This is a genomic window from Dellaglioa algida, assembly GCF_030127605.1.
GTDB lineage: Bacteria > Bacillota > Bacilli > Lactobacillales > Lactobacillaceae > Dellaglioa > Dellaglioa algida.
The window spans coordinates 356376-369262 of sequence record NZ_JANXLE010000001.1; the positions used below are offsets into that span (position 1 = coordinate 356376).

A 12887-nucleotide genomic window follows, 5' to 3' on the forward strand; every position below is an offset into this window, starting at 1 on the left:
CTAGAATTTAGATAATCTAACAAGAAATCTGGAGAGTTGCCATTAAGGGTGCTTTGCAGATTTCGTTTTGTAAATGGAAAGATGGGTGGAATTAGTTTGGCAGAGACGATGGTAGAAATGAAACATATAACCAAACGTTTTGGAAACTTTGTTGCGAATGATGATATTTCATTAACCATAAAAAAAGGTGAGATTGTGGCCCTTCTAGGTGAAAATGGTGCGGGTAAATCTACCTTGATGAGCTTGTTATCAGGCCTTAAGAAGCCATCTTCGGGTGAGATATTAATTAAGAATAAAGTCGTCAGCTTGGCCAGTCCACGTCAGGCGACACAACAGGGTATCGGCATGGTGCATCAGCATTTTATGCTGATAGATGATTTTACCGTTCTTGAAAATATCATTTTAGGTGATGAAAAAACGAAATATGGCATGATTGATCGTATGGGCACAAGAAAAACAATTACCGATCTGGCCGAAAAGTATCATTTACAACTAGATCTAGATAAAAAAGTATCCGATATTTCAGTTGGTATGCAACAGCGGACTGAAATTATGAAGACCTTGTATCGAGACGCAGAAATTCTGATATTTGATGAACCAACGGCGGCACTGACACCGCAAGAAATTGATAGTCTGCTGGTTATTATTAAGCGTCTCGCTTCAGAAGGTAAAGCCATTTTTTTAATTACTCATAAACTGAGTGAAATCAAAGAAATTGCGGATACTTGTATCGTTGTTCGTGCCGGTCAAGTGATTGGGACGGTCAAAGTTTCCGAAACGTCAACAGATATGATGGCCGAAATGATGGTTGGTCGGCAGATTAGCTTTGCCGCTGAAAAAGTACCGACAAATCAAACGAGAACAGTTTTGGAACTTAAACATCTTGTTGTCCAATCCGGTAAGGCAGTGCCCTCAGTTAATGACGTCAGTTTTAAGATTGCAACGGGCGAGATTTTAGGTATTGCCGGTGTTGATGGCAACGGACAATCCGAATTAATGGAGGCAATTTCTGGTTTACGTAAGGTTTCTAGTGGAAATATTATGTTAAATGATAGAGATATCACAAAATTTAAGCCACGTAAAACGACACAATCCGGCGTTAGCAATATTCCTGAAGATCGTCAAAATGTGGGCCTTATTTTACCGATGTCTGTTTCAGACAACCTGATTCTGCAGGATTATTATCTGTCAAAGAACCAGTCTAAAGGGCTGTTAAATAAGTCTAAAATAAATCGTGATGGTCAAAAATTGATGTCAGACTTTGATATTCGGGCTGATTCAATTTTGGAACCAGTTGGTTCGTTATCCGGAGGCAATCAGCAAAAAGTGATTATTGCTCGGGAGATAAGTCGCAATCCTGATTTACTTATAGCGGCTAATCCTACGCGTGGGTTGGATGTAGGCGCAATTGAGTATGTTCACAAACAAATTTTAAAACAACGAGAAAATGAAAAAGCTATTTTGCTAGTGAGTTTTGAGTTAGATGAATTGTTAAGATTATCTGACCGTATCGCGGTTATCCATCAGGGAAAGATTATGGGAATCGTTAAAACTGGGGACGTGACAAAACAAGAACTAGGATTTATGATGGCTGGTCAACCCATACCAACTCACTAAAGGATAGGAGGGAATACAGTATGCCAAATTCTTCAAAACTATTTAAAGTGTTAGTTCCGTTGACCTCCGTCCTTGCTGGATTGGTGGTCGGTGCAATTGTCATGGCTATTTTTGGGTATGACCCATTTTTAAATTATGCGAGTTTATTTACCGGAGCCTTAGGCGACGCTAATGCAATTGGCGAAACACTTCGTGAATTAACACCGTTAATCTTAACTGCGCTTGGATTTTCAATTGCCAGTACCGCCGGTTTTTTTAATATTGGTGGTGCCGGTCAAGCATTAATGGGATGGATGGCGTCTGTTAGTTTTGCGCTTAATTTTAGTAGTCTCCCTCACTGGTTATTGTTATTGGGGTCAATTATGGCCGGTGCGCTTGCCGGTGGGATCTGGGCCGGAATTGCCGGCGTTTTAAAGGCTTACCTTGGAACAAGTGAAGTTATTACTACGATTATGTTGAATTATATTGCGTTGTATCTAAGTAGTTTTCTGGTTAAGAATTTCTTAGCGCAGGACCAAAGTGATTTTTCAAAAACGATTCCGGAGGGCGCTCGTTTGAGAACACCATTTTTAGAACATCTTACACAGAACTCAACTTTTAATTACGGAATTATAATTTCGTTAATAATGGTAATCGTGGTGTATTTTTTAATTCAACGGACTAAAGTGGGCTATGAATATCGTGCGGTCGGATTGAACGATAAAGCGGCTAATTACGCTGGAATGAACGTAAAAAAGGTAATTATAAGTGCTATGGTTGTTTCTGGAGCTTTAGCAGGGCTTGGTGGTGCGGTAGAGGGGCTTGGTAATTACGAAAATATTTATGTGATGACTTCCTTACCGGATATTGGGTTCAACGGAATGGCCGTCTCACTATTGGCTAGCGGAAATCCAATTGGAATTATTTTTTCTGGTTTACTTTTTTCAATATTAAAAATTGGTGGATTAAGCATCTCGGTTGTTTCAACGACACCACCCGAAATTGTCGACATCGTTATTGCGACAATTATTTTCTTTGTTGGTATTAATTATGTAATTAAAATAGGACTAGAAAAATTGTCGAAGAAGAAGGGGGAAGGCTAATGTCAGTCATAACGATATTGATGACAATGGTTTCTACAGCTTTAATCTACTCAGCGCCGTTAATTTTTACGGCGCTTGGTGGTACTTTTTCTGAAAGAGGTGGGATCGTCAACGTCGGATTAGAAGGAATTATGATTGTTGGTGCCTTTTCCGGCGCAGTATTTAATCTAACTTATGGACCAGCTTTAGGTGCTGTGACACCTTGGATTGGATTGTTAGTTGCTGGTGGATTTGGACTTCTTTTTTCAGTTTTACATGCATTGGCAACGGTCAATTTTCGTGCGGACCACATTGTTAGTGGAACTGTGTTAAATATGTTGGCTCCAGCACTTTGTGTCTTTTTGACGAAAATATTCTACGATGGTAAGGGGCAAACACCTGTACTTGACCAGAGTTTATCAACATTTACGTTCCCCATCCTGTCTAAAATTCCTGTGGTTGGGGAGATATTTTTTACGAGAACGTCATTGCTGGCTTATCTTGGTATTTTGATTGGATTCATTAGTTGGTGGATATTAACTAAGACAAAGTTTGGTCTCAGACTGAGATCTGTTGGCGAAAACCCTCAGGCTGCGGATACGTTGGGTATTAACGTATACTTGATGCGATATTCGGGCGTTTTAATTTCAGGTTTTTTGGGCGGAATTGGTGGTGGCATTATGTCACAATCAATCTCACTGAACTTTAGTGTATCAACGATTGCGGGCCAAGGATTTATGGCACTGGCAGCGATGATATTCGGTAAATGGCACCCGCTAAAAGTGGTTGCAGCTGCTATCTTCTTTGGGATTTCTCAAAGTTTAGCAATTATCGGCGCTTATATCCCAGTTATTTCAAAAATTGATGATGTATGGTTTCAAATGGCACCGTACTTAATCACAATTGTCGTTCTGGCACTGTTTATCGGGAAATTTTATGCGCCGGCTGCTGACGGTGAAACGTATGTTAAATCTAAATAGATAGTTAAAATGGTTACTCGATTTAGAATGAGTAATTATTTTTTTATAATTAAAGTAAACGCTTTCTTGAATAAATGATTAAAATAGACTAAGATTAACAAGAATAAATAAAAACAGTCACCGGAGGGGAATAGACATGCAAATTACAACGAAAGATTTTGGAAACGACTATAGTCTGATTACGATTACGAATGATAATGGGTTTGAATTAGCACTTACAGATTTAGGGGCACGAATTGTTAGTTTAAAAGTACCAGTTAGCACTGGAAAACGTGAGATCGTACTTGGATTTGATTCAGCAAGTGAATACTTACAAAAAGACAGTTTTATTGGTGCTTCAATTGGTCGTGTTGCCGGTCGGATTAAAGATGGTAAATTCAACATTGATGATCAGAGTTACCAAGTTCAAATTAATGAAGGCACAAATACTTTGCATGGTGGCACTCCCGGGTTTGATACAAAAAAATGGGCTTATAAAATCGTCGAAGGCCAAAATGAATCATCAGTTATTTTTCATTTAGACAGCCCAGAAGGCGAACATGGTTTCCCAGGAAACATGTCAATTGACGTTACTTATACGTTTAATAATGACAATATTTGGCACCTTGAAACAACTGCCAAAACGGATAAGGATACCTTGTACAATCCAACAAACCACGTGTACTTTAACGTGATGGGGGATGTAACAGAAACAATTGATGATAATTCCTTACAAGTGGATAGCGATTATTTTGCACCTCTCCAACCAAATTCGATCCCAACTGGTGAAAAAATGGCTGTTGACGGAACGCCTTATGATTTCCGTCAAGCTAAGACGCTACGTGAAGTTTTCAGCAGTGATTTTGCACAGAAGAATCAAGTTAATGGAATTGATCATCCCTTCTTCCTGAACAATCCCATGGTTGGTAAAGAATCTGCTAAGTTAGTCAGTGCAGATAAAGAAGTTTCAGTTTCAGTTTCAACAGATGCAACTAGCTTGGTTATGTTCACAGCAAACTTTGGTGATGATACACCAATAATGCATGGTAAAAAGCTTGCAAATCATGCAGCAATTACTTTTGAAACACAAGCAGCACCTGGTTCTGAACGATTCCCAGAATTTGGCGACATCGTCTTACGCGCGGGTGACACATATAAAACAGTAACAGAATTCAAATTAAATTAATCATTAATAAGTAGAGCAGCCATCGTAAAATGGTTGCTTTTTTATATGAATTTATAAGTGTAAGTCGTACCATTTCGCTTAGTAAAGAGGTAGACTTTAAATAAAGAGAATAAAAGGGGTGTCTGAATAATGGCAGAACAAAAAAGAGTATTAGTCATTGGATCAAATGGTCGAATTGGCCAAAAAGTGACGAACAAATTGTCTGAAAAAGGTTATCAGGTATTGGCGGGTTCAAGGCATACGGATAATTTAGATCGGGATAACATTACTTATGTCTACGTTGATTTATTGGATAGCGTGGATAAGTTAGTTAAGAATATGCAAGCTGTTGATGTTGTTTTATTCGTTGCCGGTTCGGGCGGTAAAGATTTAATGAAGATTGACTTGGATGGCGCGGTTAAAACGATGGAAGCAGCGGAAACGGCTCATGTAAAACGTTTTATAATGCTAAGCACCATCTACTCATTAGACCGAGAAAAAGTGGCATCTTCATCAATTAGAAATTATATGACGGCTAAATTTTATGCGGACAACTGGTTAATGAAAAATACACAGTTGGACTACACGATTCTTCAACCTGGTGCTCTGACAAAGGAATCTAGCACAGGTAAAGTAACGTTAAATGATGGCCAGGCAAGCGATAATTCACTTGGAAATGTTGCGGACGTTTTGGTTTCAATTGTGGCAAATGATAATACGATTGGTAAAGTAATTACCATGCATGACGGCGAGACAGATATCGAGAGCGCCGTAAAAAATAGTTAATAGATTACATTGCAAAAAAAGGGTCATAAAGCTAGATAAAATCTAGCCTTATGACCCTTTTAAATTTATTTACTCAATAACAATACCGCTATTGTTGGTTGGAGAAATGGCCCAAAGTGAATCATAATTATAGGTACCCACGGTATCAAAAATTGAAGTGGCAAAATCTAATGTTAGTTGAGCATAGTAATGCGATTTGTTAATAACAGAATTTGATGAGTCGCCAAGACTTGACGATGGTAAATCAAAGATTGTTTTATTAGAATTACTAAAATCAATTTTGTTTGAAGTTGCCGGTTTTTGTTCGAAGGTAAGTGTTTCGCCGTCTTTACTCGTCTGAACTTGTTTATACCATGACAAACGATCCTTTTTGAAGAGTGGGTTCAGGGTGTCATTAATCGACGAATCATTGGTATTAACACTTAAGTCCCAATTGACTTTGAATGGGTTATCGATAGCCAGGGTTCCGGAAGCGGACAATGTTTTTTTGTTTTCACCTAACTTATAGGTACCGAAATCAAAGTTTTTAGGGTAAGTGACTAACAAATTCCCAGTTACGTTTAAAATATAAGAAATAGGTGTATAATCTGTATCTTTTTCGGTTAAATCCGCATCCGAGATAGTTGGATTTGATGACCCTAAAATTTTATTAATTGAATCATCATTTGTAGCCGTAACCAGATAAGAAATTTTATTTTTATGGTAGAGATGGTAACCGATTAATTGGTAGCCTTCATCGATCTGATCACTACCACCGGCTGATGTATTAGAATCCATAGCATAAGTTTTCTTGTCGGAGTAAGCTGTACGATCGTACTGATGTTTCTTATCTTGATATTGATTTTCTAAAGCGGTAATTGCATTTCCTGAATTAAAATCAATCGTATTTTCACCACTTGTGAAGGTTTGATTGGCTTCTGTAAGTGAGCTAGAATCCTTGTAATTTTTAGCATATTTTTGCCACTTACCGTCGTTTAACCGATACCATAAATAGTAAGAAGTGTCATTTGGATTCACATTTAAAGTCGTCGTGTACGTTTTTTCTGACGTTTGAATAGTTGAAGCGTCAGCACCAAGATTGGCATTATCTTGTTTAACAGTCGCCGACGTATTATTGATTGATGCGTTCAATGTCTTAGTTGATCCCGGAATAAAGGCGTTATTACCAGAAACCGTTGCCGATAAAATTGTCGGTTTAGAGGTATTCGTATCACTATCTTTCAAGAAACCGGCCGGATCATCTTTGGTATTAGCGACATCAAAATCGTCAGTATTAAACCCGGCATCACTAGCAACTTCATCGTCAACTGACATATTACCAGTAATATCTTGTCCCGACATGAGGTTACCGGTAAGCGGACTACCACTTCCTGACTGGGTAGCATCAATGGCGATATCAGCATTTGGCGCTAAAACAGAACCTACAAAGTTCTGACTTGTATTGGTACCAAACGATAAGGTCGTATTCTCTGTATTGAAATTATGGAGCAAATGAGAAGACGTATTAAACAGTGTCTTAATTGTTTTAGAACCAACTTTTATGGTTGTATCCTTGGTTAAAAGATTGACGCCTTTAGCATTCGTACCAGTTGTATTTTGACCTTTAAAAATATGACTGTCAGAATCATCCGTGATGTATGTTGCATCACCGCTTAAAGGCGCATAGCCGGCAACGCGCATCCAAGCTTCATTTGTAAAGTTGAACGAAGTAAAATTTTTATAATTTAGAATAATATAAGGCATTTTAGTTGTACCTGAAGTGAAATTCAATAAGTTAACGGAGAGCTCTTTAGCCGCTTGGAACTGGTTAAGATCACCGTTAATATCTACAACAACGACCCCTTGCTTTGTTGTTTTCTTATTCATATCAATGTTAATTTGAATGACGCCTGAACCACCATTATTGTTTGAATTAGTAATCGTATGATCCGTGTTGATAGCTACTGAATTGATTGCGTCATTATACAGGGCATTTTTACCACTGACTTCATGCGTATCTTTTGCAACAGTTGTTGATGTAAAATCGGCATAGTAATCACTAACGTTACGAAGATTTTTAGAAATATCGTCAAATGAAGTGATACTATTTTTTTTCATCGCGGGAAAATTAGCTAATGTGTCAGTTTTGTCCTCGACTTCATGGAAACGAGCGATACCAGCGGTATCCCAAGAACCTAATGATTTTAGCAAATCAGCATCTGTTGGTGGATGTTCAATAAAAAAAGATAGATTTTTTGTTTTTGAATAATGAAAACTCTGCGCATTTGAGTACATGCGCAGCAGACCACCTGAAACGGTATCAGAAACCATTGAAGGGTTCATTTTATCGAAGGTATCAGTGTCAGAATCACTTAAGTTTTTAGCCGAATAATTCTGAATAACAGCTTCACCATAGCCGGTAGATTTAAAATCTTTTGCAAAGTACTGACCTTGTAACGATTTAACTTGATCGGCATTAAATGTAATGGAACCACCGGCAACACTGTTAACGCCCGTTGCCACACCCAATGGATATTGATCAGGTGTCTCATAGGCACCACCTGATTTAGGACTAGCTTGTATGCTTTCGAAAAATATAAAAAAGAAAATTAAACTAAAAAAAACACTTGCAATAGTCATGTAAACGCTATTACTGCTGGCATATCTAGACTTTAACATAGTTAACCCCCCGCGGATTGTGCTATTGAATCTTATGTAAATTATATGGTATTATTAGTTAAAGGTCAACGTCCCCAAATTTATACGTTGACCAACTCAATAAATAACAATCTGGGAGGATTTTATATTATGAAAAAGAATTTATTTTTAATCGCAGCGTTAGTATTAGGCGCAACAGCAGCTGTTAGCACAAATGTTTCAGCTGATGATGCTACAGCATCCGTTGGTAAGGGTACAGCTACCTTGAATATTAAAGCGGGTACCCTCAATTTAACAGGTGCACCATCATTTAGTTTTGAAAAAACAATGGATAATGCACTAGTTGAAACTGGTGCAGCTATTGATTCTAAAGATGCTGATCAAACTTTAAAAATATCCGATTTCACGGGTACAGACGCCGGTTGGCATGTGACAGGGCAGTTGGCTGCATTTAGCAATGCTAACGTTACATCATTAAACCTTAAAACGGGCGGAATTAATGCCACAGTTGATAACACAAAAAATGAAATAACGTCAACAGCAGCTGTTTTAACGGCGGGTGGAGCGGCATCTAATATAGCAAGTGCCGTGAAGTCTGGTGCTGGCGATACGATGATAACTTACGCTGAAAAAAGTGCAACATTAAACCTTGGTAAAACTACTAAGGCAGTTAAGGATGCTCAGGCTGACTTAACCTGGACAGCCACTCAAGGTAATGCTTCTGGAGCATCATTTAACTAAACCATAATATAAAATTCAATAAAGAGAAGACCGCCCTAAGGCAGTCTTTTTTTTTAAGGAGAAACAAAATAATGAAATTAAGAAAATTATTATTGAGCTTTCTGGCCGTAATGACAGTGACGATTGTTTCTGTGACGACTAACAAAGTTTACGCTAAGGCAGAAAGTGCAGGATTTACGGTCTCTAAAGTAACCCCTGAGAATCAATATCGTGAAGCAGCACAATTTGATATCAAGGTGAAACCTAACGCAACTCAGACGTTAGCGTTAGAAATTAAAAATTCAGAAAATGATACTAAGACGATTGATGTCACACCCAATGATTCTTATACAAATACCAATGGGATAATTGTGTACGATAAAACGTCAGTCAAAAAAACGCCAACGGAGCAATATCAGTTCTCGGACTTGATATCGGGTAAACAAGAAGTTGTTGTTGGACCTAAAAAGACAGTTAAAGTGACGTTTAACGTAAAAATGCCGGCAACATCTTTCTCTGGTATTGTATTGGGTGGATTTAATGTTCAGGAAAAAGTCATCAAAGAAAAAAGCGAGAGCAAAGGGATTGCGATTACTAATCGGTTTGCGTATGTTATCCAAGCAGTGATTAGAGAATCTAACACGGATGAGAATCCCGGACCAAAAATAACCATTGGTTCTACTAAAGTAGCGCTTAACGATTTAAAGAAAGTCTCGCTGCAAACTAAGATTCAAAATGTTGAGCCAATTGTAATCGGTCCAGCGACCGTTAAAGCAACAATTATGGCACAAGGTAGTACTAAAGTGTTATATAGTAAAACAATGACGCCAGTTACTTTTGCGCCTAATGCCGAGTTTGATTAAGCTTTGGATTTAACGAAAGCTAATCTATCTGCCGGTAAATATAATGTTCATTATGTAGTAACAGGAAATAATAAATCATGGGAAGCAACAAATCCATTCACGATTACCGCCGCTAATGTTAAAAGCATTAAATCGGATAATAACGAAGCTAAACCTCATGCAACCTGGTTGTTATGGTTGATTATTGGTATTATCGCGTTATTAATTCTATTGGTCTTATTCTTACTTTTCATTATTTTGAAAAGAAGGAAAAAAGATAAAGAAGAAGAAAAAGCATTAGAAAATAAATAAGAATTTAAAAAGCCGTCTAAATGAATTTACTCATTTTAGACGGCTTTTTTTGTGGAACGGATAGTTATTCTTGAGATGGATCCACTGGGATTTTTGGAGATGTAATTGACCATGTGACATTATCCTTAAAATTACCAGGATGGGTAATTTTATTTGTTTGAAGATTCAGGGCTATTTGAGCTGAGTAGTAATTATTGTTAATAATTGACGTCGTGTCAGATCCAAAAATAGACGAATTTAAATCAAAAATCATATCTTTAGATTTAATAGTTGTTAAATTTGAGGCATTTCCGTAAGTAATGGTTGAATTGCCGAGCGGACTGGTTTGACGTTTTTCAAACCAACCAAGTTGATCCGGTATAAAGAATGGATTTTTTGGATTATCGGTATCTTTGGTGCCAACTGCTAAGTCCCATTTAAGACCAAAAGGATTATCAACGGTTAATAATCCAGTTGCAGTTAACTTAGGCGTTGTTCCCGATGTGCCCGCCGTGAAATTACCAAAGTTAAATATTTTTGGATAAGAGACTAGTAAATCCCCAATGACATGCAGGTTATATGAGATAGGGGTGTAATCAGGATTTATTTCTGCGAGATCTGAGGCAGAAAGGATTGTTCCGGACGCGCCGCCCAATAGTTCATTAATTGTTTTATCATTGTACTTAGAGTGCGTATCTGTATCGGTCGTTGATGTGACTAAATACAAAATTCTATTTTTATGAAACAGGTGATACCCAATTACTTGATTGGGATCACTTGCCTTATCATAGGTAGTGCTGTTTGTGTAGGCCACTTCATCATATTTGTATTTACTATGTTTCGTACTGTATGTTTTCGCAAGCTTGTCCGCGACGTTCCCGGTGATTCCTAGCTTAGAGCTGGTAAGTTCAGTCGTCCCATCTTGTACATATTTTTCCCAAGGGCCATTGTTGAAACTATACCATAAATAATATTTTTCAGTTTTAGCCGGTGTGGATTTTGTATCCACATTAATCGTCGTATCAAATGACTTTTTAGATGTTTGAACGGTATGCTCTGGTAGTTCGGCAGTTATATTATTTAATGAGAAGTGGAAATCGTAAGGTTCAACCTGTGGAATATAATGGGTTGTACCAGAACCGGTATCGATGGACGTATAGCCGGGTAATGAAATAGATTTAATCGTGGGATGAGTTGAGTTAACCGAATCAGGATTCTTTAAAAAATCTTGAATAGAGTCATCCCCGAAATCATCAGACGCGTTAAAAATGCTTTGATAGGCCATATCACTGGGAACGTTTAGATTACCGATGATATTTTGACCGGTAGTGATGCCTCCAAACATAATTCCCTGGTTGGCGTCAATATCGACGTCGGCACTAGGAGCTAATACTGATCCATATAAGGGATGATCCTTGCTCCCAATGAAAATCTTACCGTTTTCAGTATTAAAGTTATTAACAATATGTGAAGACGTATTGAAAACAGATTTTACTTTTCCAGTTTTTTTACCCGTTGGATCAATAGGTGTTAGACTCTGCGTTAAAAGATCAGATGCAGGTTTATCCGAGCCGTTACTATTTTGACCGGTGAACAGGGTCCCTTTGCTGTTACCATCTAACTTATAATTTATAGAAGTCCCGTCAGATGCGGGTGGGTAGGCATTACAGGTCATCCAAGCCCCATTATCAAAATTAAAACTAATACCAGATGAGTTATTTGAAAAATGTTTGTAGTTTAGCATAACGAAAGGCATTTTCATCGTTTTAACATTAAAGTTAACTAAATTAATTGAAATGGCAGTAGCATCTTCAAAATGAGGAACATTACCATCGATGTCAGCAAAAACGACGCCTTGATCTTTTGACTGGGTATTCATATCGATAGTTAGCTGAATGGCATGTTGACTATCACTAGTATTCTTAGTGTTAACGATTTTATTTGTATTTAAATCGACATTCTTAATCGCATCATTATACTTGGTGGTGTCACCCTTTGCCTTTGAGTTTGAATAATTAGTTGACGTGAAGTTAGCATAATAATCACTAACATCGATGACGTTTTGAGTGGCATCATTGAACGACGTGATACCGTTATTTTTCATGTTTGGGAAACCGGCGAGTGAGCTAGTTTTATCTTTTTTTGAATTAAATAACTTAATAGCAGCAACATACTCGGGACTTGTTGGCGAAAGATCATTCCAAGTAATTGCCTTGACAATGTCAGCATCTGAAGGTGACGTTTCGAGGTAATATGATAGATTCTTTTCTTTATTATTGGTCTTTGAAAAAACAAAACTATTTTTATTGGCATACCATCTAATCATATCGATTCCTGAGATATTCTCTGATATCATAGGGGGGCTAACCTTGTCGAAATCGGTATCAGTTAATCCCGCCGACGGATCATGGACATAGTTTTGTAAGAATGATATAGGATCTCCTCCAGATGTACCAGAAGAAGTAAATGTTTTTGCAAAAAACTGTCCCTGTAAGGAATGCACTTGATTTGAATCAAACGTAATTTGACCTCCGGCAAAACCGGTAGTATCTGTGGCAGCGCCCATCGGATAACCCTTAGGTGGCGCATATGCTGTAGCGGCCTGAGTATTATAAACCGGCAATAGTAAAAAGAGTAAGCCAAAACAAAAAATGATAATCGATTTATGGATGATGGGTAATTTAGTGTAATTGTTTTTAAGCAAGATGAAACCCCTTTCTAAATAATCAAAACTTAATCAATTGATTATATATTCATTATAGACTTGCGGACAAAAGATGTGTAGGTCTATTATGGAACCAACACTATA

The 12887-nt window shown here is 37.7% G+C and carries 10 protein-coding genes; 8 read left to right on the forward strand and 2 right to left on the reverse strand.

Annotated features, from left to right (window positions below):
* Window positions 1-81: 81 nt before the first annotated feature.
* From N0K73_RS01610 to N0K73_RS01630, 5 genes are all read left to right on the forward strand, one after another.
* The gene (locus tag N0K73_RS01610; protein WP_181647316.1) at window positions 82-1617 is read left to right on the forward strand and encodes an ABC transporter ATP-binding protein; all 1536 of its coding nucleotides are present in this window, start codon (window positions 82-84) and stop codon (window positions 1615-1617) included.
* A gap of 20 nt (window positions 1618-1637) precedes the next feature.
* Window positions 1638-2699 (forward strand): ABC transporter permease, encoded by a 1062-nt coding sequence (locus N0K73_RS01615; RefSeq protein WP_057974102.1) that lies wholly within the window; start codon window positions 1638-1640, stop codon window positions 2697-2699.
* Window positions 2699-3658: an ABC transporter permease gene (locus N0K73_RS01620; protein WP_112249572.1), complete on the forward strand. Its 960-nt coding sequence runs from the start codon at window positions 2699-2701 to the stop codon at window positions 3656-3658. Before N0K73_RS01615 ends, N0K73_RS01620 begins: the two co-directional genes overlap by 1 nt.
* Window positions 3659-3794: 136 nt before the next feature.
* A complete protein-coding gene (locus tag N0K73_RS01625; protein WP_112249574.1) occupies window positions 3795-4823 on the forward strand; it encodes a galactose-1-epimerase in 1029 nt (342 codons plus the stop codon).
* Between the two features lie 129 nt (window positions 4824-4952).
* A complete protein-coding gene (locus N0K73_RS01630) occupies window positions 4953-5588 on the forward strand; it encodes an SDR family oxidoreductase (protein WP_057974099.1) in 636 nt (211 codons plus the stop codon).
* A gap of 69 nt (window positions 5589-5657) precedes the next feature.
* Here N0K73_RS01630 and N0K73_RS01635 read toward each other — a convergent pair whose 3' ends face one another.
* The gene (locus tag N0K73_RS01635; RefSeq protein ID WP_112249576.1) at window positions 5658-8246 is read right to left on the reverse strand and encodes a hypothetical protein; all 2589 of its coding nucleotides are present in this window, start codon (window positions 8244-8246) and stop codon (window positions 5658-5660) included.
* 129 nt (window positions 8247-8375) lie between these two features.
* Here N0K73_RS01635 and N0K73_RS01640 point away from each other — a divergent pair, with 129 nt between their 5' ends.
* From N0K73_RS01640 to N0K73_RS01650, 3 genes are all read left to right on the forward strand, one after another.
* A complete protein-coding gene (locus tag N0K73_RS01640; RefSeq protein ID WP_181647312.1) occupies window positions 8376-8966 on the forward strand; it encodes a WxL domain-containing protein in 591 nt (196 codons plus the stop codon).
* Window positions 8967-9037: 71 nt separating this feature from the next.
* On the forward strand, window positions 9038-9808 hold the full coding sequence (locus N0K73_RS01645; protein ID WP_112249580.1) for a DUF916 domain-containing protein: 771 nt from the start codon (window positions 9038-9040) through the stop codon (window positions 9806-9808).
* Between the two features lie 3 nt (window positions 9809-9811).
* Window positions 9812-10099: a DUF3324 domain-containing protein gene (locus tag N0K73_RS01650; protein ID WP_112249582.1), complete on the forward strand. Its 288-nt coding sequence runs from the start codon at window positions 9812-9814 to the stop codon at window positions 10097-10099.
* A 64-nt stretch (window positions 10100-10163) separates the two neighbouring features.
* Here the strand turns inward: N0K73_RS01650 and N0K73_RS01655 are convergent, their stop codons facing one another.
* Complete coding sequence (locus N0K73_RS01655; RefSeq protein ID WP_284068597.1) at window positions 10164-12782, reverse strand: hypothetical protein; 2619 nt, start codon at window positions 12780-12782, stop codon at window positions 10164-10166.
* Window positions 12783-12887 lie beyond the last annotated feature (105 nt).

Coding starts and splice junctions, on each gene's coding strand:
- N0K73_RS01610 (WP_181647316.1), top strand. CDS start 82: ATGGGTGGAATTAGTTTGGCAGAGACGATGGTAGAAATGAAACATATA.
- N0K73_RS01615 (WP_057974102.1), top strand. CDS start 1,638: ATGCCAAATTCTTCAAAACTATTTAAAGTGTTAGTTCCGTTGACCTCC.
- N0K73_RS01620 (WP_112249572.1), top strand. CDS start 2,699: ATGTCAGTCATAACGATATTGATGACAATGGTTTCTACAGCTTTAATC.
- N0K73_RS01625 (WP_112249574.1), top strand. CDS start 3,795: ATGCAAATTACAACGAAAGATTTTGGAAACGACTATAGTCTGATTACG.
- N0K73_RS01630 (WP_057974099.1), top strand. CDS start 4,953: ATGGCAGAACAAAAAAGAGTATTAGTCATTGGATCAAATGGTCGAATT.
- N0K73_RS01635 (WP_112249576.1), bottom strand. CDS start 8,246: ATGTTAAAGTCTAGATATGCCAGCAGTAATAGCGTTTACATGACTATT.
- N0K73_RS01640 (WP_181647312.1), top strand. CDS start 8,376: ATGAAAAAGAATTTATTTTTAATCGCAGCGTTAGTATTAGGCGCAACA.
- N0K73_RS01645 (WP_112249580.1), top strand. CDS start 9,038: ATGAAATTAAGAAAATTATTATTGAGCTTTCTGGCCGTAATGACAGTG.